24 protein-coding genes are annotated in these 24,498 nt (G+C 63.4%); 8 read left to right on the forward strand and 16 right to left on the reverse strand.

Annotation, left to right across the window (positions count from 1 at the left end; all coding sequences use genetic code 11):
• Positions 1-43: 43 nt before the first annotated feature.
• The 7 genes from HSR6_RS04965 to HSR6_RS04995 form a co-directional block, all read right to left on the reverse strand.
• The gene (locus HSR6_RS04965; protein WP_070364866.1) at positions 44-613 is read right to left on the reverse strand and encodes a GNAT family N-acetyltransferase; all 570 of its coding nucleotides are present in this window, start codon (positions 611-613) and stop codon (positions 44-46) included.
• 43 nt (positions 614-656) lie between these two features.
• A complete protein-coding gene (dnaJ, locus tag HSR6_RS04970) occupies positions 657-1,805 on the reverse strand; it encodes a molecular chaperone DnaJ (RefSeq protein WP_070365923.1) in 1,149 nt (382 codons plus the stop codon).
• Positions 1,806-1,884: 79 nt separating this feature from the next.
• A complete protein-coding gene (gene dnaK, locus HSR6_RS04975; protein ID WP_071933008.1) occupies positions 1,885-3,780 on the reverse strand; it encodes a molecular chaperone DnaK in 1,896 nt (631 codons plus the stop codon).
• Between the two features lie 202 nt (positions 3,781-3,982).
• Positions 3,983-4,633, reverse strand: a complete 651-nt coding sequence (locus HSR6_RS04980; protein ID WP_071933009.1) for a nucleotide exchange factor GrpE — start codon at positions 4,631-4,633, stop codon at positions 3,983-3,985.
• Between the two features lie 45 nt (positions 4,634-4,678).
• Positions 4,679-5,032, reverse strand: a complete 354-nt coding sequence (locus tag HSR6_RS04985) for a hypothetical protein (RefSeq protein WP_071933010.1) — start codon at positions 5,030-5,032, stop codon at positions 4,679-4,681.
• A gap of 42 nt (positions 5,033-5,074) precedes the next feature.
• On the reverse strand, positions 5,075-5,581 hold the full coding sequence (locus HSR6_RS04990; protein ID WP_071933011.1) for a DUF7122 family protein: 507 nt from the start codon (positions 5,579-5,581) through the stop codon (positions 5,075-5,077).
• Positions 5,578-6,486, reverse strand: a complete 909-nt coding sequence (locus tag HSR6_RS04995) for an RsmB/NOP family class I SAM-dependent RNA methyltransferase (RefSeq protein ID WP_071933012.1) — start codon at positions 6,484-6,486, stop codon at positions 5,578-5,580. Before HSR6_RS04995 ends, HSR6_RS04990 begins: the two co-directional genes overlap by 4 nt.
• 89 nt (positions 6,487-6,575) lie before the next feature.
• Between HSR6_RS04995 and HSR6_RS05000 the strand changes: the two genes are divergently transcribed.
• On the forward strand, positions 6,576-7,322 hold the full coding sequence (locus HSR6_RS05000; RefSeq protein WP_071933013.1) for a proteasome assembly chaperone family protein: 747 nt from the start codon (positions 6,576-6,578) through the stop codon (positions 7,320-7,322).
• 44 nt (positions 7,323-7,366) lie between these two features.
• On the forward strand, positions 7,367-8,488 hold the full coding sequence (locus tag HSR6_RS05005; RefSeq protein ID WP_071933014.1) for a pyridoxal phosphate-dependent aminotransferase: 1,122 nt from the start codon (positions 7,367-7,369) through the stop codon (positions 8,486-8,488).
• On the opposite strand, the gene HSR6_RS05010 is transcribed toward HSR6_RS05005, so the two are convergent.
• From HSR6_RS05010 to HSR6_RS05020, 3 genes are read right to left on the reverse strand one after another with little or no spacing between them, the layout of a single operon-like run.
• Complete coding sequence (locus HSR6_RS05010; RefSeq protein WP_071933015.1) at positions 8,489-9,706, reverse strand: MFS transporter; 1,218 nt, start codon at positions 9,704-9,706, stop codon at positions 8,489-8,491.
• 58 nt (positions 9,707-9,764) lie between these two features.
• Complete coding sequence (locus tag HSR6_RS05015) at positions 9,765-10,946, reverse strand: redox-regulated ATPase YchF (RefSeq protein ID WP_071933016.1); 1,182 nt, start codon at positions 10,944-10,946, stop codon at positions 9,765-9,767.
• A gap of 47 nt (positions 10,947-10,993) precedes the next feature.
• Positions 10,994-11,839: a polymer-forming cytoskeletal protein gene (locus HSR6_RS05020; RefSeq protein WP_071933017.1), complete on the reverse strand. Its 846-nt coding sequence runs from the start codon at positions 11,837-11,839 to the stop codon at positions 10,994-10,996.
• A gap of 87 nt (positions 11,840-11,926) precedes the next feature.
• On the opposite strand from HSR6_RS05020, the gene HSR6_RS05025 reads away from it, so the two are divergent.
• A complete protein-coding gene (locus HSR6_RS05025; RefSeq protein WP_070364877.1) occupies positions 11,927-12,142 on the forward strand; it encodes a DUF5800 family protein in 216 nt (71 codons plus the stop codon).
• A gap of 24 nt (positions 12,143-12,166) precedes the next feature.
• Positions 12,167-12,304, forward strand: coding sequence for a hypothetical protein (locus HSR6_RS10990; RefSeq protein ID WP_158514138.1), 138 nt, complete (start codon positions 12,167-12,169; stop codon positions 12,302-12,304).
• A gap of 63 nt (positions 12,305-12,367) precedes the next feature.
• On the opposite strand, the gene pan1 is transcribed toward HSR6_RS10990, so the two are convergent.
• Positions 12,368-13,579 carry a proteasome-activating nucleotidase Pan1 gene (gene pan1 / locus HSR6_RS05030; RefSeq protein ID WP_071933018.1) on the reverse strand — a complete coding sequence of 404 codons (1,212 nt, stop codon included), beginning with the start codon at positions 13,577-13,579 and terminating at the stop codon, positions 12,368-12,370.
• A gap of 124 nt (positions 13,580-13,703) precedes the next feature.
• Between pan1 and mre11 the strand changes: the two genes are divergently transcribed.
• Complete coding sequence (gene mre11 / locus HSR6_RS05035; protein WP_071933019.1) at positions 13,704-14,921, forward strand: DNA double-strand break repair protein Mre11; 1,218 nt, start codon at positions 13,704-13,706, stop codon at positions 14,919-14,921.
• Complete coding sequence (gene rad50, locus HSR6_RS05040; RefSeq protein ID WP_071933020.1) at positions 14,918-17,587, forward strand: DNA double-strand break repair ATPase Rad50; 2,670 nt, start codon at positions 14,918-14,920, stop codon at positions 17,585-17,587. Before mre11 ends, rad50 begins: the two co-directional genes overlap by 4 nt.
• Before the next feature lies 1 nt (position 17,588).
• On the opposite strand, the gene HSR6_RS05045 is transcribed toward rad50, so the two are convergent.
• Together HSR6_RS05045 and HSR6_RS05050 are read right to left on the reverse strand one after the other, a co-directional pair.
• Positions 17,589-17,831: a DUF7322 domain-containing protein gene (locus HSR6_RS05045; protein ID WP_070364881.1), complete on the reverse strand. Its 243-nt coding sequence runs from the start codon at positions 17,829-17,831 to the stop codon at positions 17,589-17,591.
• 40 nt (positions 17,832-17,871) lie between these two features.
• The gene (locus HSR6_RS05050; protein WP_070365924.1) at positions 17,872-18,054 is read right to left on the reverse strand and encodes a DUF7331 family protein; all 183 of its coding nucleotides are present in this window, start codon (positions 18,052-18,054) and stop codon (positions 17,872-17,874) included.
• A gap of 96 nt (positions 18,055-18,150) precedes the next feature.
• Here HSR6_RS05050 and HSR6_RS05055 point away from each other — a divergent pair, with 96 nt between their 5' ends.
• Entirely contained in the window at positions 18,151-20,823 is a 2,673-nt protein-coding gene (locus HSR6_RS05055) for a DNA-directed DNA polymerase (protein ID WP_071933021.1), read from the forward strand.
• On the opposite strand, the gene HSR6_RS05060 is transcribed toward HSR6_RS05055, so the two are convergent.
• From HSR6_RS05060 to HSR6_RS05070, 3 genes are read right to left on the reverse strand one after another with little or no spacing between them, the layout of a single operon-like run.
• Entirely contained in the window at positions 20,824-22,227 is a 1,404-nt protein-coding gene (locus HSR6_RS05060; protein ID WP_071933022.1) for a PAS domain-containing protein, read from the reverse strand.
• 45 nt (positions 22,228-22,272) lie between these two features.
• Positions 22,273-22,683 carry a VOC family protein gene (locus HSR6_RS05065; RefSeq protein WP_071933023.1) on the reverse strand — a complete coding sequence of 137 codons (411 nt, stop codon included), beginning with the start codon at positions 22,681-22,683 and terminating at the stop codon, positions 22,273-22,275.
• Positions 22,684-22,722: 39 nt separating this feature from the next.
• Positions 22,723-23,475, reverse strand: a complete 753-nt coding sequence (locus tag HSR6_RS05070) for an SDR family oxidoreductase (RefSeq protein ID WP_071933024.1) — start codon at positions 23,473-23,475, stop codon at positions 22,723-22,725.
• Between the two features lie 121 nt (positions 23,476-23,596).
• Here HSR6_RS05070 and HSR6_RS05075 point away from each other — a divergent pair, with 121 nt between their 5' ends.
• Positions 23,597-24,493: an ABC transporter ATP-binding protein gene (locus tag HSR6_RS05075; RefSeq protein WP_071933025.1), complete on the forward strand. Its 897-nt coding sequence runs from the start codon at positions 23,597-23,599 to the stop codon at positions 24,491-24,493.
• Positions 24,494-24,498 lie beyond the last annotated feature (5 nt).

Raw genomic sequence — 24,498 nt, forward strand, 5'->3', positions numbered from 1 at the left:
AAACTCGCGGGACCGGCCCGGGTGAAACCAGCACACGTCACCGCTATGTACGGTCGACGTCGTACTTGTAGGTCGCCGTCTCGGGGTCGACCCCGAAATCTTCGGGTCGCTCATCGACCCCATCATCCTCGTTCCCGTCTTCGAACCGGCGTTTGAGTCGTGGGGGCACCGAAAATTCCTCGACGACGATGTGTGTCGCGGCGGCATCGGGATGGCGCGTACGCATCGATTCGAGCCGTTCTTCGAGTATGGGCGGGAGTGTGTTATCGACTGTTTCGAAGCCGAATTGAAAGAGGTATTCGGGGGCCGGGGTGAGCGCGTACACCGATTCGAAGCCCTGATCCCGGGCCATCTCGATCAGTCGCTCGACGATATGGGCACCGATACCCTGGCCCCGCCACGCTTTACGGACTCCGATACAGGTGAGTTCACACCGCTCTCCGTCCGCGGTTCGATGAACGCGAAGCCGCCCGAATCCGGTCTTCTCGCCAGTTCGTTCGTCGATGGCGATGACATAATCACGGGAGCGAAAAGCCGGGTCCTCGAAGTTAAACGCAGCCAACTGATCGAGGAGCCAGACTTCCTCGTGGTTTTTCGCGTCCCGGATGTGCATGGTTTACACATGGCCTGCACGGGCAAAATGGTTTGTGGGCCGCTCACAGGGAGTTGCGAAGTCGGTCCAGAAAGCCGTCCCCGACTTCGACGGACTCCCCGCCGGCCTCAGCGAACTGCTTGAGTGCCGTTTTCTGCTCTTCGGTCAGGTCCTCGGGCGTGACGATCTGAAGGTGAACGTACAGGTCGCCGTGGCCACGGCCCCGAAGGTGGGGCATTCCCTCGTCTCGAAGCCGCAGGGTCTCGCCGCTCTGGGTCCCCTTTGGCACGTCGACCTCCACGCGACCGCCCAGGGTCTCGATCTGGATGGTGTCGCCGAAGACCGCCTGGGGGAACGAGATCGGCTGTTCCATGTGGAGGTCATCACCGTCCCGTTCGAAGTCAGGGTGGTCCTCGACGCCGACCTCGATCAGGAGATCGCCATTCGGCGCCCCGCGATCACCGGGTGCACCTTCGCCGTTCATCCGCAGTGTCTGGCCGCTTTTGATACCGGCCGGGACGTCAACCGAGAGCGTCGCGCGGTTGCGGACGGTGCCGTCCCCGCCACATTCAGAACAGACCTCATCAGGGATCTCGCCCTGTCCGTCACAGCGCGGACACGTGCGAGCCTGCTGGACCCGGCCGAGCGCGGTCTGCTGCACCTGTCTGACCTGGCCACGACCGTTGCACTCCGGGCAGGTACGTAGTTCGGCGTCGGGGGGATGCCCACGACCGTCACAGGCATCACAGGTCTCCGGACGGTTGATGGTGACTTGCTTTGTGACGCCCTCGTAGGCTTCTTCGAGGCTGATCGTCACCGACGTCCGGAGATCCTTTCCCTTGGATGGACGGTTCTGGCGTGACCGACCGCGGCCACCGCCGAAGAACTGATCGAAGATGTCGCCCATGCCGCCCATGCCGCCAAAGGGGTCCCCGCCGGCTCGCTGGCGACCGCCACGACCACCGCTGTCGGTGGCGCCCTGCTTGTCGGCCTGCATGAACTGGTCGTGGCCGAGCTGGTCGTACATGCGACGCTTCTCCTCGTCGGTGAGGACCTCCTTTGCCTTCTGGAGCTTCTTGAACTTCTCCTCGGCGTTCTCGTCGTCGCTGACGTCGGGATGGTTCTTCGCCGCCTTTTGGCGATAGGCGCGTTTGATCTCGTCCTCGCTCGCGTCGCGGGAGACCCCGAGCAGCGAGTAGAAGTCCTCACTCATCTCCTCGCTGTCGGTAGCGGAGTCACGTACTTGGTCTTGTTGCATCGGGACACGACCGAATTAAGGGTGGGTTGGGTGGCTACTCGTCGTCCTCGTCGACGTCCTCGAAGTCGGCGTCGACGTACTCCTCGTCAGTGGCGTCAGCAGCCCCCGCGGCACCCGGGCCCGCCCCGGCTGCGCCAGGTCCGGCCCCAGCCGCGCCCGCCCCGGGACCGGCACCGGCCGCGCCGGCCTGTTGCTGCTGGTAGGCCTGCTTGCCGATCTCCTGAAGGGCCTCGGTCAGGGCTTCGGTGGCCTCCTGGAGTTCCTCAGTCGTGGCGTCCTCGTCTTCGAGGACTTCCTCGACGGTCTCGATCTCGACGCGAATGTCCTCTTCGAGGTCCGCATCCACCATCTCCTCGTTCTCTTCGAGGAGGGTCTCGGCCCGCTGGACGGCCCCTTCGGCCTCGTTGCGAGCTTCGATCCGCTCGCGACGCTTGCGGTCTTCTTCGGCGTGTGCCTCGGCCTCGGATTTCATCTCCTCGATCTCGTCATCCGAGAGGCCGACACCGCCCTCGATGGTAATCTCCTCTTTGCTGCCCGAGCCCTGGTCCTCGGCGGAGACGTTGACGATGCCGTCCGAGTCGATCGAGAACGTGACCTCGATCTGCGGGGTGCCCGCGGGAGCGGGCGGGATGCCCGAGAGCATGAACTCCCCGAGCAGTTCGTTCTCCTCGGCGATTTCACGCTCGCCCTGGAAGACCCGGATCTGGACCGAGGTCTGGTTGGCGGCGGCAGTCGTGAAGATCTTGGACTCCTCGGTCGGGATCGTCGTGTTCTTCTCGATGAGCCGCTCGAAGAGGCCGCCTTTGACCTCGACACCCAGCGAGAGGGGGGTCACGTCGAGCAGGACGATGTCCTCGACGTCGCCGGCCAACACGCCACCCTGAATCGCCGCGCCCAGCGCGACGGCCTCGTCCGGGTTGACGTTCTTCTTGGGCTCCTTTCCGGTTAGTTCTTCGACCTTCTCCTGGACCTGCGGCATGCGGGTGGATCCGCCGACGAGAATGACCTCGTCCACGTCGCTCTTCGAGAGGCCAGCGTCTTCGAGGGCCTGCTCGGTCGGGTCGACGGTCCGCTCGAGGAGGTCCTGTGTGAGCGACTCGAACTTCGCTCGCGTGAGGTCTTTCTCCAGGTGGACCGGGCCGTCGTCTGTTGCCGTGATGAACGGCAGGTTGATCGTGGTCTCCTTGCGGGAAGTCAGTTCGATCTTGGCCTCTTCGGCGGCGTCTTTGAGCCGCTGGAGGGCCTGGCGGTCCTCGCGCAGGTCGATGCCGTGTTCCTTCTCGAAGTCGTTGGCGAGCCAATCGATGATCGTCTCGTCCCAGTCGTCACCGCCGAGGGAGTTGTCCCCGTTGGTCGCGACGACCTCGTAGATGCCGCCACCGAGTTCCAGAATCGAAACGTCGAAGGTGCCACCACCGAGGTCGAACACGAGAACCGTCTGCTCGGATTCGTCGTCGAGCCCGTAGGCCATACTCGCGGCCGTGGGCTCGTTGACGATCCGCTCCACTTCGAGCCCGGCGATCTCGCCGGCGTCCTTGGTCGCCTGGCGCTGCTTGTCGTTGAAGTACGCCGGGACCGTGATGACGGCCTTGTTCACTTCCTGGTCGAGGTACTCCTCGGCGTCGCGTTTGATCTTCTGGAGGATCATCGCGGAGACCTGCTCGGGCGTGTACTCCTCGCCCTCCAGCTCCACGCTGTAGTCCTCACCCATGTGGCGCTTGATCGACTGAACGGTGTTCTCCGGGTTCTGAACGGCCTGGTTCTTGGCCGCCTTGCCGACGATCTTCTCGCCGTCGTCGAAGGCGACGACCGACGGGGTCGTTCGGTCGCCCTCCCCGTTGACGATGATCTCCGGATCGCCACCTTCCATGATTGCAAACGCGCTGTTCGTGGTCCCGAGGTCGATACCGAGAATCTTCTCACTAGCCATCTTGGATGGGTGTATACTTCCGTTCACCTTTAAGCCTTGCTAGTGCGATTCGACCGCTGGGAAATCCACCTCGACGCCTTCGTGCGGTTTTTGGGATTTGGCTACAGGCGCGGTCACAGGTTATAAGCGGACCGCAATCTCACCGCTGTTGCAGCACGCCGGCGAGATCAGCTCGAAGTGGGCACAAAATCAGGGACTGCAACTAGGCCGACGATTCTCCGTCCCCGGCTGCTTCAGCTTCGCTTCCCTCGGAGACGGTAACCTGGGCCGGGCGGAGGATCTTCCCGGCCATCTCGTAGCCGGGTCGATAGACCGAGGCCACGGTGTCTGCCGGGGCCTCGCTCTCGACTCGCATCATGACCTCGTGACGCTGGGCGTCGACGTCCGCGCCGACCGCCGGTTCGATCCGTTCGACGTTCTCTTCGGCCAGCACCCGATCGAACTGCTTTCGGGTCAGATCGACTCCTTCACGGAGCGACTCGGTGTCGCCGGACTCCTCGTCGAGTGCGCGCCCGAGGTTGTCTCGCACTTCCAGCAGCCGTTCGACTAGATCTTCGGTCGCCCGCTCTTTGATCTCCTCCTGGCGACGCTTGGCGCGCTCCTTGTAGTTCTTGAAATCCGCTCTGGTGTGTTCGAGTCGTTCCTCGGCAGTCTCCAGTTCCGATTCGACTGTTTCCAATTCGTCTTCCAGATCGGCTACCCGGTCGACCAGGTCCCCAACTGACTCGGCCAGTTCCTCGTCGTGGGATGCGACTGCTGCGATAAGGTCCTCGCCCGCAAGAGATTCCGTTTCGGTCGAATTCTCCCCGTCCTCGACGGTGGGCTCCTCCGGGGATTCCTCGGTCTCGCTCATGGGAGAGTGAAGCCGCTGGGAGCGTTTAAATATGAAGATCCGTCGCTACTGGGATTCCGGCGGTTCCACGCTCGAATCGAAGTTGAACGAGCCGACCTCGTCGTAGGCAATCTCGAAGACGATGGTGAGCTCGGTCGTCTCGTGGGCGTCGAGTTCGACTTCACGCACCCGAACGAACGAATCTCCCTCCAATTCGCCACGGACGTAGACCGTCCCCGTCTGCGCCTCGTTTCCGGGATTCGAGACGGTGACCCACACCGTCAGCGCCCCGTCTTCGCCGGCACCGAATTTCTGATCGACAACCCGGAGCATGAATTCCGAGTCGTCCTCACCGAGACAGCCCGCTGTTACTCCCAGTGTGGCCACCCCAATCCCTCGCAGGAAGGTCCGTCGCTCCATCGGTGGCGCTTCGAGCGAGCCCCGGAAATAGGTTTCTTCACGTCAGAACGTGCGGCGCCGTCCCTTCGGGATCATCGACTGGAGGGTGCCGTAGGTGTAGCGGCCGACGCCGATGGGTTCGCTTTCCCCGGCGATCTGGTGGGTCACGATCAGATAGCCCCAGTCACCGTCCCAGTCCAACTCCAGGTCCTCGCCGGCGAGAAATCGCGTTGCCGCGTCGCGGTCGAGTTCGAGCACGTTCGCCGTCGCATGCGAGCCGAATCGGAGCGTGGCATCCGTGGTCGGCTTCCAGAATTCCTGGCGGGTCCGAAGGATCGGCAGTCCCAGCGCCTCGATCTGGACCGGGCCCGAAAGATCGTGGTTGAGCACCCAGATCCGACCCGCGCCCTTCTCCCAGAACGAGTAGCCGTCGAAGGTCGCTTTGGGAACACCGAACCGGTCTGCCCAGTAGTCACAGACTTCCTCCCGGGTCGGTCGTCCCTCGACCACCCGCGTGTCGGCCGTTTCGGGCAACCGTTCGAAGGTGTCACTCCGGTTGTCCTGGCTCATGATTTCACCGCCAGTTTGGCGACGTAGAACCCGCCGGTGTCCGTCTGGTGGGGGTAATACCGCTTTGTCTTTGTGACCGCAGGGTCGTACTCGGCTCCCTCCCAGGCGGTCACGCCGGGTTCTGCCGGGAGTGGACTCTCGAAATCGATGGCCGCCGCGTCGGTCGAGTCCAGAATGGCGTCCACGACCGCCTCGTTCTCCTCGGGGGCGAACGTGCAGGTCGAGTAGACGACGGTGCCGCCCGGCCTGGTAGCCTGCACAGCCCGTTCGAGGATGTCCCGCTGGATGTTCGCGAGCCCGCGACTGGCTCCCGGGCCGGCCTCATCCAGTGCATCCGGGTTTTTCCTGACGGTACCCTCACAGGTGCAAGGTGCGTCGACCAGGGCTCGATCTACCGATTCGAGGCCGAGTGGATTGAACGAGTAGTTCCGGGCGTCCTGGTTGGTCACGGCCATCGAGGTGACGCCCAACCGGTCGGCGTTGGCCCTGAGCGCCGACAGTCGGCCCAGGTTGTCGTCGTTTCCGATCACGAGTCCCTGATCGTTCATCAGCGCCGCGAGCTGGGTGGCCTTCCCACCGGGAGCGGCCGCCGCCGCCCAGACGGTCTCTCCCGGCTGCGGGTCGAGAATACGGGGCGGCAGCGTCGAAACTTCCTCCTGGCCGTGAATCCAGCCGTGGACGTACGGCCAGGTGTTCCCGGGCTTGTCCGTGTCGACCTCGAGGAGCGTCTCGTCGTGGGCCCGCCGTGTCGTCTCGATTCCCTCATCCTGCAGCGCTTGAACAACCCGTTCGGGCGTCGCCCTGATGGTGTTCACCCGCACCGTCGTCGGGAGTGGCTCGTGCAGGGCGTCGAGGAAGCCGTCGAAGTCCGGTATGAGTGGCTCGTAGCGCTGCAGGGGTTCCATTCGACCGGGTTTCGGCATGCTCGGGTTAAGACGTTTCGAACCCCTCGGCTCGGCCGAAGATTGATTCACGTGGCGAGCGAATTACCAGTATGGGAACTGTTGTATTTGACCAGGCGCTGGACCTCGATCGACCGACGCTGATCGAGGGATTACCAGGAGTGGGACTGGTTGGAAAGATCGCGACCGACCATTTGATCGAGGAATTGGACATGGACGAAGTGGGCTATGTCGACTGTGACGGACTGCCGAAAATCGCCATTTACGGGGACGGGAACCACGAGGTGACCTCGCCAGTCCGGCTCTACGCAGACGAGGAACGCGATCTCCTCGCGTTGCAGAGTGACATTCCGGTCTCTCGGCAGGCCGCGCCCGGATTTGCCGAGATCCTCGTGGACTGGGTCGTCGAGGTTGACGCGCTGCCACTCTTTCTCAGTGGGCTGCCCCAGGAGGAGACCGATCCGACGGTCCAACCGTCCCTGTTCGGTGTGGCGTCTGGCGAGGCCGAGACCCACCTCACGGCCCACGACATCGACCCGCCGGACGAACGGGGCGCCATCGGCGGCCCGACCGGGGCCTTGATGAACCGAACCAGCCACACGGACGTGGACGCCTGTGGACTGATCGTCGAGAGCGACCCGCAGTTCCCCGATCCAGCCGCTGCCCAGACGCTCATCACTCGCGGAATCGAACCGATCGCGGACGTGTCAGTCCCGACCGAGGATCTCGTCGAACGGGCCGAAGACATCCGGGAACAGAAAGAGACCCTGGCGAAACGGATGCAACAGGCCAGCGAGGAGGAGAGCACCCAGGCGCAGCCCCTCCGGATGTACCAGTAGCGGAGATCCGTACACTTAACAGGCGACTGATCGCGGGAGTACACATGGTCGAGTTCTCAGGCCGGGTCGAGTCGGTGTCGATCAGCGGCATCCGGGAAGTCTTCGAGGCAGCGGGCGGTGACGCGATCAATCTCGGGCTCGGACAGCCGGACTTTCCAACCCCCGAGCATGCACGCGAGGCCGCGACCGCGGCGATCGAGTCGGGGGCGGCCGACGCCTACACCTCGAACTACGGCACCGAGTCCCTGCGGGACGCGATCCGCGAGAAACACGCCCGTGACAACGACCTCGAACTCGGTCGCGAGCAGATCATCGCGACTGCAGGGGGGAGCGAAGCGCTGCATCTGGCACTCGAGGCCCACGTCGACGCGGGCGAGTCGGTTCTCCATCCGGACCCGGGATTTGTCTCCTACTCCGCACTCACGAAACTCGCGGGCGGGAACCCGGTTCCAGTGCCGCTGCGAGATGATCTCACGCTCTCGCCGGCAGCCGTCGAGGAACGGATCACCCCGGATACCGCCGCCGTGATAATCAACAGCCCGGCCAACCCGACCGGCGCCGTGAGTCCCCCGGAGGACATGCGGGAGTTCGCCCGCATCGCGGACGAACACGACGTCCTGGTCATCTCCGATGAGGTCTACGAGCAGGTGCTTTTCGAGGGTGAACACCGCTCGCCGATGGAGTTCGCCGAGTCGGACAACGTGATTCTGATCAACGCCGCCTCGAAGACCTACTCCATGACTGGCTGGCGGCTCGGCTGGGTTGTGGCGAGCGAACGCCGGATCGAGCGCATGCTCCGGGTCCACCAGTATATTCAGGCCTGTGCGAGCGCACCGGCGCAGTACGCCGCCGAAGCCGCCCTTACCGGCCCACAGGAGCCAGTCGAGGAAATGGTCGCGGCGTTCCGAGAGCGACGAGACGTGTTACTCGACGGGCTGGAATCGATGGGACTCTCCGTGCCCGAACCGCGCGGGGCCTTTTATGCCATGCCAAAAGTACCGGATGGCTGGGTGGAGGAGGTTCTCGACCGCGGGGTCGTCGTGGTTCCCGGCGAAGCCTTCGGCGAGCAGGGAGCGGGCTATGCACGGATCTCCTATGCGACCGATCTGGAGACGATCGAGGAGGCTCTGGAGATCATGGCCGCCGCAACAGACACAGTCGCCTGATCATCGGACTGCCGGTTCGCTCAGCGCGACTACCGTGAGCAAGCCACCGACGGAGAGCGCGACGGTGGCCCCAAATACCGCGATGTAGGTGCCAGTGCCTTCGATGACGGCACCGACGATCGGCGGGCCGACGAAAGTACCTAGCCAACCGACGGCACTAACCACTGAGACCGCTGTTCCGCCGACTTTTCGGGGCACATAGCGCTGGACCAGCGTGTAGAGCAATCCGAACTGGAGTTGGACGATGAACCCGGCGGCGACCAGGCCAGCGACCATGAGGGTAAGCGTAGAACTCACGCCCATTATCGCGGCGACGATACCAGCCCCGAACAAGGAAATCCCGATCACCGGGCGCGAGCGACCGCCGAAAACCCGTTCCGAGAGATAGCCACCGCCCGGTCTGGCCAGAATGCCGATAGCGGGAAAGAGGGCGGTGTAGAGCCCACTTCGGGCCAGACTGATCTCGAAACTACTCGCCAGGTAGGTCGGCATCCAGCTGTTGAAGATCATATAGATCATGTAGGAGAGCATCGAGAGGAGACCGACACCCCACACACCCCGGTTCGTGACTGCCCGCCGGAGGTCAGACCGCGTCGGCGAATCGGTTCCGGCGGCTGTAGTATCGATCCCGCGATCGATCAGCCAGAACGCGAGGCCGAAGGCAAAGCCAACGACGGCATAGACACCGAACGTGGCCGTCCAGTCGAGTACACTGGCGATCAGCGGTCCGGTGAACTGCCCGAAGGCGTAGCCGGCTGGATAGCCCGTGACGAACAGGCCGACCGCCGTCGCTTCCCGATGGGCGGGAAAGGCCTGGGTAATCATCGCCGTCTGGGCGATCCAGATCGTGACCAGGCCGAATCCACCCAGTACACGTGATCCGAGGAGTGCGAAATACTGCCCCCGGGCTGCAAACACGGTGTTGACCAGCCCGACGACGAGCAAGAGGAGCACCGAGAGGAGCACACTGCGACCCCGGTTGAATCGGTCCAGAAGCATCCCGACCGGCAGGCCGGCGAGAAGCGCTGCAATCTGCGGGGCCGTGATGACCCAGGACGCAGCGGTCTCTTTGATAGCGAACGCGTCCATCACCAGGGGGAGCACGCTGGAGGGAGTAATTGCCCATGCGCCGATAAACAGCCAGAGCAGCCAGCCGGTGACGAGCAGACCGATCGGGCCGAGGAGATTGTGACGGGAGGGAACACCAAACAGTCCCATTCAGGCTGCGATTTTTGGGCCGGTACGATAAAACCCGGGCCAAGCTGTCGGGTCCTCGTCAGTTCGCCGTACTGACGATCTTGATTACGTCGCCCTCTTCGAGCACGTACTCGTCCCCGATTTCGCGATTCGACCGCGCGTCGATGGCATGCAGATATCCATCGCCGATGTCCGAGTGAACCGCGTACGCGAGGTCCGTCGGCGTCGAGCCCGAGGGCAAGAGGAAGGCGTCTGGCAACACGTTCCCTTTGGCGTCGGTCCAGTGCGTCTGGTCCTGGACCGGATAGACGGTCCGGTGGTCGAGCAAGTCATAGACGGCCGTGTTCAGGGCCGCCTGGACGCCGGTTCCGTCCCATTCGGTCATCGTCTCGGTAAGCGCATCCAGGGTCGATTGGGTTCCCTCGGGAAGTTCGGACCGGACCTCGAAGTCCTCGTCGCCCGGGTCGTAGTCGATGACGCCCTGTTCGACGCCGCGACGGAGGGCCACCTCGCCCTCGGCGGTCGCGGGAACGACGGGCCGATCGAGATTCAAGAGTGCCTCCACGTTCTCCGGCGGGGCCACGTCGATTTTGTTCGCGACGACGACGATCGGCTTTGTGCGGGCCCGGATCTCCCGGGCCAGGGTTTCACGCTGTTCGTCTTCCCACTTGACCGGGTCTTCGGGGTACTCCAGTTCGCGGAGGCTCGCAGCCACGTCAGCGGTCGTCGCGCCAAAACCAGTGAGCATCTCGGTCAGGGCTTCGTCGATGTCAAAGCCCGGCGATCGCGATTGGCGCTGGATCGACTCCCAGTTTCGATCGACGATCGAGGCCAGCCAGAGGTCCATCTCGCGCTCGATGAAATCCACGTCTTCGAGCGGGTCGTGGCTTCCCACTTCGACCGGTTCGCCCTCGGCGTTCGTCCCGCCGGAGGCGTCGACGACGTTCAGAATGGCGTCGGCGTCGGTCAATTCGTCGAGGAACTGATTGCCCAGTCCACGCCCCTCGTGAGCACCCGGGACCAGGCCAGCCACGTCCAGCAGTTCGACCGGCACGTAGCGTTTGCCGTCGTGACAGGTGTCGTTGCCACAGCGGTCGTCCAGATCGAGACAGGGACAGCGGGTCCGGACGTGTGAGATCCCTCGATTCGCGTCGATCGTGGTAAAGGGATAGTTCGCCACGTCGACCTCGGCCATGGTGGCGGCCGTGTAGAAGGTGGACTTGCCGGCGTTTGGCTTCCCGGCAAGGGCCAGCGAGAGCATAGGGGCCCTACTGTCACCAGCAGAAACTACCTTTCGGTCCGTCGGTGTTACTCGGGCTCGCGTTCGGTCTCGCCGTCCAGTTGCATGGCCCCGCGGGCCCGGATGGTGCCGTCCACGTCCGCCTCCCGATGGAGGTGCACGTCGGTTCCCGAGACGTCCCCCAGGACCGTCGCTTCCGGTTCGATCGTGATGTCACCGTTTCGGGTCGTTACATCGCCGTGGACGGTGGTTCCCTCCCCGACGACGATGTCGCCACGAGCCCGGAGACTGCCGAAGACGTCGTTGTTCATTCCGACCGTGAGGTCTTCGGCACGAATGTTCCCGTGAATTCGACAGTCATCGCCCACCGTCGCCGGGGTCGACACGCGCCAGACGTCGTCGCTCACCGTCGCGTTGTGGGGAATTCGAACCGGATCGGCGTCGGGATCGGCACTCAGCTCTTCGAGGAGCGACTGGGCCTCCTCGGTGTCACCGATCCGGAGCAAATGGGTGAGATAGACCATGAAGAAGACGACCGTCGGCATGGGGTTGCGGATCACGATCCAGCCGTTGGCCTCGAAACCCTCCTCGATGTCGACGTCGTCGCCGATGTCCAAATCTCCGCCGACAACCAGGCGGCCGGTGACCGAGACCCGTTCGCCCAGGTAGGCGTCCTCGCCGACCAGCACGTTGCCGTCCACGTCACACCACATGTCCAGCCGGCAGTCCCCCTCCATCTCGATGTCGCCGTCGAAGCTGACCCGTTCGCCGGCCACCAGACTCTGGCCACGCAGCCCGAACTCGACCGTGCTGCCCCCGCCGACGAGGACGTCCCCGTCGGTGACCAGGTCGTGTTCCTGCACCTCGGTGCCGTCGGGAATCGTGAGCCGGTCGATCGGATCGGTCGCGAACACACCTGTTCGGTGTATTGCCACGGGCTTAAAGGCCCCGAGGGACCCCGACCCGGACTGCTTAAGGCCACCTCCGGCCAAGCCCGGGGCATGACCGTTCTATCCTTCGACAAAGACGGCGTGGACGTCGTCTATCAGGCCACCGAGTTCCGCATGGAGCGGGCCCTCATCGAGGAGGCGACCGGGACGGACTTCAGGGACGTGACCGACCACGAGGTCCTCAAACTCGTGGAGCCGGACCCGGATCTCAGTGGTGAACCGCGGCGTATCGGTGACATCCTTCAGGCGAAAAACAGTACCAATTAAGACCGCGGGCTGACAACGGCCTGTATGGAACTCTCAGCCGACCAGTTCAAACACGAGTCGTGGGTCTCGATGATCGGGATGGGCGCAGGCTACGTCGCGATACTCGCACTGATCCTCGTCGTCCTCTTTCTCATCCCGTACGCCGTCATGCTGGTATTGTAAACCCGATTGCAATCGAACCAGCCGCAGAAATCAAGCCCGTTAGCGACTCAAAGCGCCGCCCGATCAGGCGAAGGTCTTCGAGACTTCGTCGTCCTCGCTGTCGGCCTCTAACTTCTCCCGGGCTTCCTGGAAGTCCTGGAGCGTGATCGTCTCCCGATCGTCGCGGATCGCGAACATCCCGGCCTCCGTGCAGATCGCCCGGATGTCAGCGCCGGACATGCCCTCGGTGTCCCGGGCGAGTGCCTCGAAGTCGATGTCATCGGTGACGGACATGTTCCGGGTGTGGATCCGGAAGATCTTCTCCCGGCCCTCCTCGTCGGGCAGGGGCACCTCGATCAGGCGGTCGAACCGGCCGGGGCGCAGGATGGCCCGGTCGAGCATGTCAAAGCGGTTCGTCGCCGCGATGATCCGGACGTCCCCGCGGTCCTCGAAGCCGTCCATCTCCGAGAGCAGTTGCATCATCGTCCGCTGAACCTCGGCGTCTCCGGAGGTCTTCGAATCCGTGCGCTTGGAGGCGATCGCGTCGATCTCGTCGATGAACACCACGGCAGGTTCGTGCTCGCGGGCGACCTGGAAGAGGTCCCGGACGAGTTTCGCCCCTTCCCCGATGAACTTGTGGACCAGTTCCGACCCGGCCATCTTGATGAAGGTCGCGTCGGTCTGGTTGGCCACCGCCTTGGCCATCAGGGTCTTCCCCGTGCCGGGCGGCCCGTGGAGCAACACGCCACTGGGGGGCTCGATACCGACCGTGTCGAACAGATCCGGATTCTTGAGCGGCAGTTCGACGGTCTCCCGGACTTCGTTGAGTTCCTCGGTGAGGCCGCCGATGTCCTCGTAGCCCACGTCCGGGCTCTTCTCGACCTGCATCACCTTGGCCCGCACGTCGGCCTCGTCGTCCAGGCGCTTCACGATCGAGAGGGAGTTGTTCACTGCGACCCGAGCGCCCGCCTCCAGTTCGGAGCGCATCTCGTCGGTGACCTCGGTGAGTGCTTCCTGGTTGTTGCCGTGTTGCTTGATGACGACGCCGTCATCTGTCAGTTCCTGGACGGTCGCCACGAAAAGTGGCGACTGCTTGAGCTTCTTGTTCTCGTGGGAGAGCCGTTCGAGTTTCTGCTGGTACTTGTTGTTCTCGGCGTTCGCGTCCAGGAGTTTGTCCCGCATCTCCTCGTTCTGGGCTTCGAGGACTTCGAGTCGCTCCTGGAGAACGTCGAGTTTCTCCTGCTGGGAGGCCTCCTCGTCGTAGGGGAGATCGACGTCGTCCACGGTTTCGGTCATTACAGATCGATAAGGTACTCCCTCATAAGAGGGTTCGGGTCAGGGCACCGTCTGCGCCTCTCGTCAGGCTTCGGGTGCGCCCATCGAAACTAAACGTGATGGGTCACAAGGGGACACCAATTCGATGACTCGGGTCATACACACGGGAGACACCCACCTCGGATATCGGCAGTACCACCTCCCGGAGCGACGAGCCGACTTTCTCGCGGCCTTTCGACAGGTGATCGAAGACGCGATCGAGGCTGAGGTCGATGCGGTCGTTCACGCAGGGGATCTCTTCAACGACCGCCGGCCGGGCCTAATCGACCTCCGGGAGACGATCTCGGTTCTGGAGACCCTTCGAGCCGCGGAGATACCGTTTCTCGCCGTCGTCGGCAACCACGAGGACGCCCGGGACGGCCAGTGGATCGACCTCTTCGAGCAACTCGGCCTCGCGACTCACCTCGACGCCGAGGGAACGGTGATCGGTGATACTGCCTTCTACGGCCTCGACTACGTGCCAGGTGCCAGACGGGACGCCCTCGATTACGAGTTCGAGCCCCGGTCGGTGCCACACGCCGCCCTCGTCTCCCACGGCCGATTCAAACCGTTCCCACACGGTGACTGGGACCTCGAAACGATCCTCACCGAGGCGAACCTGGAGTTCGATGCCGCGCTTCTGGGGGACGATCACGTCCCGGATCAAAAACGTGTCGCGGGCGCGTGGGCGGCCTACTGTGGTTCGACCGAACGGGCCAGCGCCTCGGAACGTGACCCCCGGGGGTACAACATCGTCACGTTCGACGACGGAGTCTCGATCACCCGACGGACCCTGGACACCCGCGAATTCGTCTTCATCGACGTGGAACTCGCTTCGTCGGAGCGGGCCTCGATCGTGAAAGAACGCGTCCGAGCGGCCCGAATCGAGGACGCCGTGGTCATCGTCACCATCCAGGGTGAGGGCGAGACGATCCCGCCAGCCGAGATTGAGGCCGTCGGTGACGAAGCCGGGGCGCTAATCACCCGCGTGAACGACCGTCGGGAACTGGACACGGAGGCCGAAACGACGGTCTCCTTTGCCGATCCCGACGAGGCCGTCACAGAGCGCGTGCGTGAGATGGGACTCTCCGACGTGGCCCACGACATCGAGGGATTGGTCCGCAGCGAGGACCTCGCCCAGAGTAATTTGCGTGATCGCGTGATCGAGACGGTGACCGACCGATTAGACGATCCAACGGCCTTCGAACCGGTCGGGGATGAACCAGCTGACTCGACCGAGGAGCCATCCTCGGCAGACACCGACGAGTCGGGATCGGGCGATGGACGTGCGACCAAGAACGCCACCATGGAGGAGTTCCTGTGAGATTCGACCGACTCTCGCTGCAGAACTTCAAGTGCTTCGAAGACGCCGATTTCCGGCTCGATACCGGCGTGACAGTCGTTCATGGTGTCAACGGGAGCGGGAAGTCATCGCTGCTGGAAGCGTGTTTCTTCGCGCTTTACGGCGCGACGGCGATCGACCGAACGCTGGACGAAATCGTCACTATCGGTGCGGAGGAGACGACAGTCGACCTCTGGTTCACCCACGAGGGTGAGTCCTACCACCTTCACCGGCGGATCAGGGCCACGGGCGAGCGGGCCGTGACTGCCGACTGTACGCTCGAAGGACCAAATTCGACGCTTGACGGGGTCGGGGACGTGGAGGATCGCGTTCGATCGATGCTGCGAATGGACGCCTCGGCCTTCGTGAACTCCGCGTTCGTCAGGCAGGGAGAGATCAACAAGCTCATCGAGGCGAGCCCTGGCGATCGCAAGCGGATGATCGACCGCCTCCTTCAGCTCGGCCGACTGGAGACCTATCGCGAGCGTGCGGCCGAGGCTCGATTGGGCGTCGAAAATCTCAAAGAACGGCGTTCGGGACGACTCGACTCCCTCGAGGAACAGATCGCGGAGAAAGACGAGTCGACCCTTTACGAGCGGGCGAACGCGCTGGAGTCGGCGATCGGGGACCTCGAATCCGAGATCGAGCAACTCGAATCGGGGCGGGAGTCGGCCCGCGAGACCCTTTCGGAAGCAGAATCGACCCTCGAAACCCACGAACAGCGCCGGGAGGAGCTCGCGACTATCACGGAGCGCATTGAGACACTGCAGGAGCGAATCGCCGAGGACGAGCGCCGACGCCAGGAGTTAGCAGAGACCATCACGGACCGGCGGCAGGAGATCGAGACCCGGACCGACACTATCGAGACGAGAGCCACGGAGCTAGATCTCGACTCGACCGATCCGGACGCGATCGAAGCGGCAATCGAAGCGGCTCGCGAGGAAAAAGAGCGGCTCACCGAGGCGATCATGGACCTCCGCGAGGCCGTGCAGGGGGCCGAACACGAGGCCGAGACCGCAACCGAGCGCGCGAAAACACTGCAGTCCCGAGCCACCGATCGCCGGGAGCGTGCCTCGGAGCTCGAAACGAAGCAATCACAGCTCGAAGCCGAGATCGAGGCCGAACGGGAGGCAATCGAGGAGGCCGCCGCGGAGATCGAAACCCATCTCTCGGCGTTTACCGCGGCCTCCATCGAGTACGGCGAGGGGGCCGCTGCCATCGAGGAGCGTCGGGAGGCCCTGGAAGCGGCCCGGGAGACGGAGACGGAGCGTCGCGAAGAACTCGCGACCGTCCAGTCCCGAATCGAGGAGGCCGAAGCGCTGCTCGAAGCGGGGAAGTGCCCGGAATGTGGACAACCCGTCGACGGGGCACCCGAAGTCGAGTCCCTGGAGGCCGACCGCGAGGAACAGGAACGCCTGGAAGCGGCCCTCGAATCGGAGCGCGAGCGCCGCAGGGAACTCGAAGACGAGCTGGACGCGGCCGAGGCCCTCCGGGAGCACGAACGCGAAATCGAGGGACTGATTTCGACGGTCGAATCCCACGGTGAACGACTCGCCGAAAAGCGAGACTCACTCGCCGAAACCCGGACTCGGCGGGACGAACTGCAGTCGGAAGCCACTGACCTCGAAGACGAGGCGGCAAAAGCAGAAAAGACGGCCGAAAAGGCGCAGAAACGGGCGGCGGAGACTCGCGAGAAGATCGGCGAGCACAACCAGGAACGAAGCGAGTACGCGGATCACATCGAGGCCCTTGAGTCGCTCCTGGAGACGGTCGAAGCAGTCGAGTCACTTCGAGAAGAAATCGAACGGGCCCAGGAGACCCGCGAGTCGATCGACGACCGAAACGACGAGCGCCGGGAAACGCTTACCGAACTACGGGAGCGCAAACGGACCCTCGACGAGCAGATCGACGACGAACGGGTCGAACAGGCCCGGCAAAACCGAGAAGACGCCACGGACTACCTCGAACAGGTCGAGACCGAACTCGCCGAAAAACGCGAGCAGCACGACGAGCACCGGAGTGAACTCGGCGCGGTCCAGAACGAATTAGAGGAGCTCCAGGCACTCGAAGACCAGCGGGCGGCCGTCACGGAGACCGTCGAGGCCCTCGACTCGTTGCACGCGGAACTGTCCGAGCTGGAATCGATGTACGCTCGGCTCCGGACCGACCTCCGTCAGCGAAACGTCTCCCGGCTCGAAGCCCTGCTGAACGAGACCTTCGATCTGGTCTATCGCAACGATTCCTACGCCCGGATCGAACTGGACGGTGACTACGAGCTGACAGTCTACCAGAAGGACGGGTCGCCGCTCTCGCCCGACCAGCTCTCCGGTGGCGAGCGGGCGCTTTTCAACCTCAGCCTCCGTGCAGCGATCTACCGCCTGCTCGTCGAGGGTATCGACGGAGCCGCGCCGATGCCACCGCTGATACTGGACGAGCCGACGGTGTTCCTCGATTCCGGCCACGTCTCCCAGCTCGTGGCCCTCGTGGAGTCGATGCGGGATCTGGGCGTCGAGCAGATCATCGTCGTCAGCCACGACGAGGAACTCATCGGGGCCGCTGATGACCTCGTCCGGGTCGAGAAAGATCCGACGACCAACCGGTCGACGGTCGAGACTGACGGGTTCGTGTTGCCAGAAGCCGACGATTAAGTCAGTCCGTAATCTCGCGGCGGTAGCGCCACCAGGTGAACCCGATCGCGAGCAGCCCAGCGGAGAGGAGCACCACTCCGAGTCGGTGTCGAGCCGTGAACGCGAGCGTGATTGCCCCACCGCTAGCGGCCAGCACGCCGACGTTCAGCAGGCCCGCCTGGAGGAGGAACTCACGTCGTAACCTGGGCGGCACGTCGGCTTCGACCAGTTGCTCGCTGTCCGGTTCGACCTCTGGCGCGGTCACGTTCGGCAGGAACGCGCCAGACAAAAAAGGGGTTTCGCCCTCAGCGGTTCTCCGCGAGCGATTCGACGGCCGTGGACTGAAGCCAGGCCAGCGGATTTTCGCCGTCGTAGAATACGATTCCGTCGACTGTCTCGTAGGATTCGATGGTCTCCGCACTCGTCTCACCGTCCGGTAATTGCGGGACGTCGGCCGCTCGATCTTCGCCCTTGGCGTGGTCGTCCACGGGAGTCACCTCGTGATTTGGTATGTGGTCACATAGTAAAGGCCTTTCCCCGCTTCCCGGTTGACTTTTCAGTTAGGCCCCACCAACGGTCATGCAATGCAGAACGCGGACCTCTCGAATTTCGGCGGCGATCCCGGCGGCGCGGTCGACTCGCGAGTGGCGGAGGCCGAGGCGGTAGCCGGGGACGCCGACCCGGTCGTCTCCGAGATCATCTCCGCGGAGGCAGATGCCCTTCCCGACGTCGAGGAAACCATCGACCTGGCGGTCACGCAGGTCGATTACACCGTCGAAGGGTCGGGCGAACACGAGCGCCCGGTCATTCACGTCTTCGGGCGAACGGCGGACAACGACCTCGAACACGTCCGTGTCCACGGATTTCGCCCCTACTTCTATGCCCCGACGGCTTCGCTCGCGGACGGTGATCTCACCAGGGACGTAATCACCGGCCACGAGGCGGGCTTCGAGAGCATCCGTGGCGAGAACCTGACCCGGATCTACGCGAAGACCCCGCGGGATGTCGGAAACATCCGGGACGAGTTCGACCACTACGAGGCGGACATCCTCTTCCCGAACCGCTTCCTGGTCGATCGGGACATCACGAGTGGCGTCACGGTGCCGCTGCGGCGGGGCGAGGACGGGGCCATCTACGCGCACGCGACCGAGGTCGACCCGATCGACATGAGCCCCGACCTCCGGGTGAACACGTTCGACATCGAAGTCGACGATCGATCCGGCTTCCCCGAGGACGGCGAAGAACCGATCATCAGCATCTCCAGTCACGACTCGTATCGTGACGAGTATATCGCCTGGCTTTACGAGGCACCCGAGGGAGCGGGGAAGACCCCTGAAACCTTGGCCAATCACGACCCGCTCCAGGACGACCCCTCGATCGAGGTTCGAGCATTCGAGGACGAGGCCGCCATGCTCACGGCGTTTTTGGACTACATCGACGAGACGGACCCGGACGTGCTGACAGGATGGAACTTCGCGGACTTCGACGCTCCCTACCTCCTGGATCGACTCGACGTGCTAGGTCTCGACTCGGACCGTCTCTCACGCGTTGGTGAGGTCTGGCGCAGCGACTGGCAGGGGCCCAGCATCAAGGGTCGGGTCGTCTTCGACCTCCTGTATGGCTATCAGCGCACCCAGTTCTCCGAACTGGACTCCTACCGCCTGGAGGCGGTGGCCGCCGAGGAAGTCGGTGTCGGGAAAGAGCGATACTCCGGGGACATCGGGGACCTCTGGGAACAGGACCCCGAGCGCTTGCTCGAGTACAACATCCGTGACGTCGAACTCTGTGTCGAGATCGACCGGCGACAGAACATCATCGACTTCTGGGAGGAGGTCGCGGAGTTCGTCGGGTGCAAACTGGAGGACGCCACCACCCCGGGGGATGCAGTGGACATGTACGTGCTCCACAAGGTGTTCGGGGAGTTCGCGGTGCCCTCGAAGGGAACCCAGGAGAGCGAGGATTACGAAGGTGGAGCCGTCTTCGATCCGATAACGGGCGTCCGCGAGATGGTGACGGTCCTGGACCTGAAGAGTCTGTACCCGATGTGTATGGTGACCATCAACGCGTCGCCGGAGACGAAAGTCGATCCCGACCAGTACGACGGCTCGACCTACCGGGCCCCGAACGGCACGCACTTTCGAACCGAACCGGACGGGATCATCCGCGAAATGGTCACGGAACTGCTCAGCGAACGGGAGGAAAAGAAGGCCCGGCGGAACGAGCACGATCCGGACAGCGAGAACTACCGGCTCTACGATCAGCAGCAGGCCGCGGTGAAGGTCATCATGAACTCCCTGTACGGGGTGCTGGGCTGGGAGCGGTTCCGCCTGTACGACAAGGAGATGGGGGCCGCCGTCACCGCCACCGGTCGCTCGGTCATCGAGTTCACCGAACAGGCCGCCAACGAACAGGGGCTTGAGGTCATCTACGGCGACACGGACAGTGTGATGCTGGAACTCGGGGAGGGCGTCTCCGTCGAGGAGGCCATCGACCGGTCCAAAGAACTCGAGGCCTACATCAACCAGTCCTACGACGACTTCGCAAAGCGGGAACTCGACGCCGACGAACATCGCTTCCAGATCGAGTTCGAGAAGCTCTATCGACGCTTCTTCCAGGCGGGCAAGAAGAAACGCTACGCCGGTCACATCGTCTGGAAGGAGGGCAAGGAAGTCGATGACATCGACATCACGGGCTTCGAGTACAAACGCTCGGACATCGCCCCGATCACGAAAGAGGTCCAGAAGACCGTGATCGAACGCATCGTCACGGAGGGGGATATCGAGGGCACCAAGGAGTACGTTCACGACGTCATCGAGTCCTTCCAGGACGGGCAGGTCGACCTGGACCAGGTCGGGATCCCGGGCGGGATCGGCAAACGCCTGACCGACTACGAGACTGACACGGCCCACGTTCGCGGGGCGAAGTACGCGAACCTCCTGCTGGGAACGAACTTCACGCGAGGAAGCAAACCTAAACGGGTGTATCTGAAGAAAGTCCATCCATCCTTCTGGCAGCGTATCGAGGCCGAGGAACCCGACATCGCGGAGACGGACCTCTACCTCGAGTTCAAGCGCGATCCGGACGTGATCTGCTATGAGTATGCCGATCAGTTACCCGAGGAGTTCAGCGTGGACTGGGACAAGATGCTCGAAAAGACCCTGAAGGGCCCGATCGCCCGAGTGCTCGAAGCGCTTTCCATCTCCTGGGAGGAAGTTCGAGACGGTCAGACCCAGACCGGCCTCGGACAGTACATGTGATCAGTCCAAACCGTCTGCGGCCGGAAGCCTGAGCGTGACGACCGTGCCACGAGGATCGTTCTCCGCGAAGGCAAGATGGCCCCCGGACTCCTGAACGATCCAGTAAACGACCCAGAGCCCGAGTCCGCTCGTATGTTCGAGGGCCGACTCGCCGCCGCGTTCGAGGGGTGCGACTTCGTCCGCGGGAATCCCTGGGCCGTCATCGGCGACCCGAATGGCGACCCAGTTCTCCCCTTCCTCGACGGTGATCTCGACTGTTGGGTCCTCGTGATCGGAGTGCAAGATGGCGTTCGAGCAGAGTTCGCTCAGTGCCTCACGAATGTCACTCGAAGCCGAAACCACGGCCGTGTCGGGCACGTCATAGGAGATCGAAGAATGGGGGAACTCCTGGCGACACCGCATTGCCCGGGCCGGAACGAGTTCCTGTAACTGGACCGTCTCGGTCGGCCGGTGCCTATCGGAGAGGACTCGCTCGACATACCGGGCGTTCTCCCCGAGTCGATGCAGGCGTTCGGCCTCCGAGCGGATCGTCTCGAGGGCCGTGTCGGGCTTCCGGGTACTTTCCATCGCCAGGTCGGCGTTCCCCCGAATGACACTCACCGCGGAGCGGATGTCGTGACGAAGAATCCGATTGAGCACGGAGAGGCGCTCTTCGAGTTGCACGCGGTCCGTGATGTCCGTCTGGATGGCGACGAACGCTTCGATCTCCCCGTCGGTGCTGATCGGCGCGATGGTCTGATGGGCGTGATACTGCTCGCCACTTTGGCGTTTGTTCACGACGGTCTCCTCCCAGACTTCCCCGTCGAGGATCGTCTCCCACATCTGCTCGTAGTACGCCTCGTCCATCTCGCCGGAGCGCAAAATTCGAGGCGTGGAGCCGACCGCCACCTCCGCCGAGAAGCCGGTAATCTGTTCGAAAGCCGGATTGACGTACTCGATAGTGGCAGCTGGGTCGGTGATGTAGATGGCATGACCGGAAGAGTCGACTGCCCGTTTCATGCGCCGCCACTCCCGTTCGCGGCGTTTTCGGGCCGTGATCTCGCGGTCGATGGCGACGAACCCGACGACCCGTCCCTGGTCGTATCGCGGGAGCTTGTGGATCGAGTACCAGTGTTCGGTCCCGTCGGGGTGGGTGACCTGTCGCTCACGATCGATCACCGGATCGCCATCCAGCACACGCCGCTCGTCAGCGAGGACTGATTCGGCTTCCGCCTCCGGCCAGAGATCCCGGGCGGTCTTGCCCACCAGTGCCTCCCGACTCGTACCGAAGAGATCGGCGTAGGTCTGCCCGACGTAAACGAGCTCGTGATCGGCGTTTTTGAAGTAGATGAGATCGGGCGACAGCTGGACCACGGAGTCCAATAGATCCCGGAAGAATTCGGGTTCACGTTCGGCCGTGGTCATTGATGGTGTGTCTACCCCTTACACGCAAAAGGGTTCCCATCGCACCTATCGATCCGAAACGGAGTTATGCCGGGCTTTGAGCTCCACGAGATAGCCAAACGGATCCCGAACGTACACCGAGCGGGCCGTGCCCATGGCACCGAAGACCTCCCGGTCGTCGACGCTTTCGACGCCAGCCGCAGCCAGGTCCTCGCGGATCGCTTCGATCGAGGCGTCCAGATGGATGGCCACGTGGTCAAAGTTCTGTTTCTGCGGTGGCTCGAACTCGGGGTCGGGCCAGAGGTGGAGCACTGACTGTGGAGTCAATCGGACTGCGAAAAACGGCCGGTCTCCCGCGTCGAAGGCGTCTTCGAGTTCGATTTCGAAGCCGAGCTTCTCCCCGTAGAACTCGACGGCGCGGTCTCGCCCCGCGGCCGGAATTCGCAGGTTGACGTGGTCCATCGCGATGGCGTCCATGGGGCTACGTCGCCAAATGGCCGGAAAAAGTTTGCCAGTTTAGCGCTTCTTCTCGAAGGCCGCGAACTTATCCCGCCGGAACAGGTCGATCTCGGCGGCGGTTGAGTGGTCCTGGCTTGCGGCATAGCAGACGGCCTCGGCGACCTCGGCGGGTTCGCTCACCGATCCTGGCTCGAACCGCTCCTGGAATGGTTGCCCGTCCTCGCTCCCGAACTCGGTCCGGACCTCGGAGGGGTTGATGATCGACACGGCCAGACCCTCCTCGCCCACCTGAGCCATGACACTTTTCGCGAACCCCCGAACCCACCACTTCGTGGCGGCGTAGACGGGATTGGACGGTCGTGGATACTGCCCGGCGAAACTGCCGATATAGATGAGATTCCCCTCGCTCTCGATCAGGTGTGGGAGGGCCGCTCGGGTGAGGAAGAAGACGCCATCGACGTTGACGTCCATCATCTGGCGATAGGCTTCCGTCTCCATCTCGGCGACGCTGTCCCCGCGGCCGACGCCTGCGTTGTTTACCACTATGTCGACGCTACCGAACTTCTCGACAGTGGTCTCGACCAGTGCCGCGACTGCCTGCTCGTCGGTTACGTCCGTCGGAGCGACCATCGCAGTGCCGCCGGCCGACCGGATGTCCGCCGCAACCGCTTCGAGGCGGTCCTCGCGTCTCGCAGCGAGGACTACCTCGGCCCCGGCCGCGGCCAGCTGGGTCGCGCTTTCGGCTCCGATACCTGCATTGGCACCGGTGACGATCGCCGTTTCTCCATCGAGGCGAGTTGACTCGCTCATTGGCTCGTCCTACCGGTTTGAGGGGCATGAGGGTTGGGCTCGATCGGCGCGAAACGCCGGTTGGCCGCCGGATGCGCAAGCATTAAACGTTTCTCGGACCTGGTTTAGGATGACCTAATCAATGGCGACACTCGAACTCGACAACGTTCACGCGACTGTGACTGACGAGGACGAAGAGATCCTCTCCGGCGTCGATCTCGAGGTCTCGTCGAACGAGATCCACGCGCTCATGGGCCCGAACGGGAGCGGGAAGTCCACGACCGCGAAAGTCATCGCTGGGCACCCGGCGTATACGGTGACCGAGGGTGACATTCGGCTGCACCTGGAGGACGGCGACTTCGCGGACGTGGAGATCCCCGAAGACAAGCGAACCTGGAGCCTGCTCGATCTTGAGCCCCACGAGCGAGCGGCCCTGGGTATCTATCTGGGCTTCCAGTACCCGGTCGAGATCGAGGGCGTAACCCTCTCGAACTTCCTCCGGACCGCGCTCAACGCGAAACTCGAGGAGCGGGAGGAACTGCTCTTCGGCGCGGAGGAGGGCGACGAGGAAGAGGGATTCGAATCGAGCCCGCGAGAGGGTCCCGAGGACGAGGGCCCAGTAAGCGTCGAAGACTTCCACAACATCCTGGAGGAGAAGATGGACCTGCTCGACATGGACGCCTCCTTCGCCCGACGGTACCTCAACGTCGGCTTCTCCGGCGGGGAGAAAAAGCAAAACGAGGTCCTCCAGGCGGCCATCCTCGAACCGGTCGTGGCGGTCCTGGACGAGATCGACTCCGGGCTGGACATCGACCGCCTCCAGGACGTCTCGGATGGCATCAACGCCCTCCGGGACGAACAGGGCACCGGGGTCCTCCAGATCACCCACTACCAGCGGATTCTGGATTACGTCGAACCCGACCGCGTCCACATCATGCTCGACGGGGAAATCGTCATGGAGGGCGATGCGGACCTCGCGAAGGACCTGGAGGCAGAGGGCTATGACTGGGTCCGTGACCAGGTCTACGAGGCGGCCTGAATGGT

The sequence above is a fragment of the Halodesulfurarchaeum formicicum genome, from assembly GCF_001886955.1.
GTDB classification, from domain to species: domain Archaea; phylum Halobacteriota; class Halobacteria; order Halobacteriales; family Halobacteriaceae; genus Halodesulfurarchaeum; species Halodesulfurarchaeum formicicum.

Bases quoted from the DNA above. Each gene is read 5' to 3' on its own strand.
- HSR6_RS05055 (WP_071933021.1), top strand. From the start codon at position 18,151: ATGCAGAACGCGGACCTCTCGAATTTCGGCGGCGATCCCGGCGGCGCG.
- HSR6_RS05005 (WP_071933014.1), top strand. From the start codon at position 7,367: ATGGTCGAGTTCTCAGGCCGGGTCGAGTCGGTGTCGATCAGCGGCATC.
- dnaJ (WP_070365923.1), bottom strand. From the start codon at position 1,805: ATGAGTGAGGACTTCTACTCGCTGCTCGGGGTCTCCCGCGACGCGAGC.
- HSR6_RS05075 (WP_071933025.1), top strand. From the start codon at position 23,597: ATGGCGACACTCGAACTCGACAACGTTCACGCGACTGTGACTGACGAG.
- pan1 (WP_071933018.1), bottom strand. From the start codon at position 13,579: ATGACCGAAACCGTGGACGACGTCGATCTCCCCTACGACGAGGAGGCC.
- HSR6_RS05065 (WP_071933023.1), bottom strand. From the start codon at position 22,683: ATGGACGCCATCGCGATGGACCACGTCAACCTGCGAATTCCGGCCGCG.
- HSR6_RS04990 (WP_071933011.1), bottom strand. From the start codon at position 5,581: ATGAGCCAGGACAACCGGAGTGACACCTTCGAACGGTTGCCCGAAACG.
- mre11 (WP_071933019.1), top strand. From the start codon at position 13,704: ATGACTCGGGTCATACACACGGGAGACACCCACCTCGGATATCGGCAG.
- HSR6_RS05000 (WP_071933013.1), top strand. From the start codon at position 6,576: ATGGGAACTGTTGTATTTGACCAGGCGCTGGACCTCGATCGACCGACG.
- HSR6_RS04985 (WP_071933010.1), bottom strand. From the start codon at position 5,032: ATGGAGCGACGGACCTTCCTGCGAGGGATTGGGGTGGCCACACTGGGA.
- HSR6_RS05070 (WP_071933024.1), bottom strand. From the start codon at position 23,475: ATGAGCGAGTCAACTCGCCTCGATGGAGAAACGGCGATCGTCACCGGT.
- HSR6_RS05015 (WP_071933016.1), bottom strand. From the start codon at position 10,946: ATGCTCTCGCTGGCCCTTGCCGGGAAGCCAAACGCCGGCAAGTCCACC.
- dnaK (WP_071933008.1), bottom strand. From the start codon at position 3,780: ATGGCTAGTGAGAAGATTCTCGGTATCGACCTCGGGACCACGAACAGC.
- HSR6_RS05060 (WP_071933022.1), bottom strand. From the start codon at position 22,227: ATGACCACGGCCGAACGTGAACCCGAATTCTTCCGGGATCTATTGGAC.
- HSR6_RS10990 (WP_158514138.1), top strand. From the start codon at position 12,167: ATGGAACTCTCAGCCGACCAGTTCAAACACGAGTCGTGGGTCTCGATG.
- HSR6_RS04965 (WP_070364866.1), bottom strand. From the start codon at position 613: ATGCACATCCGGGACGCGAAAAACCACGAGGAAGTCTGGCTCCTCGAT.
- HSR6_RS04995 (WP_071933012.1), bottom strand. From the start codon at position 6,486: ATGGAACCCCTGCAGCGCTACGAGCCACTCATACCGGACTTCGACGGC.
- HSR6_RS04980 (WP_071933009.1), bottom strand. From the start codon at position 4,633: ATGAGCGAGACCGAGGAATCCCCGGAGGAGCCCACCGTCGAGGACGGG.
- HSR6_RS05010 (WP_071933015.1), bottom strand. From the start codon at position 9,706: ATGGGACTGTTTGGTGTTCCCTCCCGTCACAATCTCCTCGGCCCGATC.
- HSR6_RS05025 (WP_070364877.1), top strand. From the start codon at position 11,927: ATGACCGTTCTATCCTTCGACAAAGACGGCGTGGACGTCGTCTATCAG.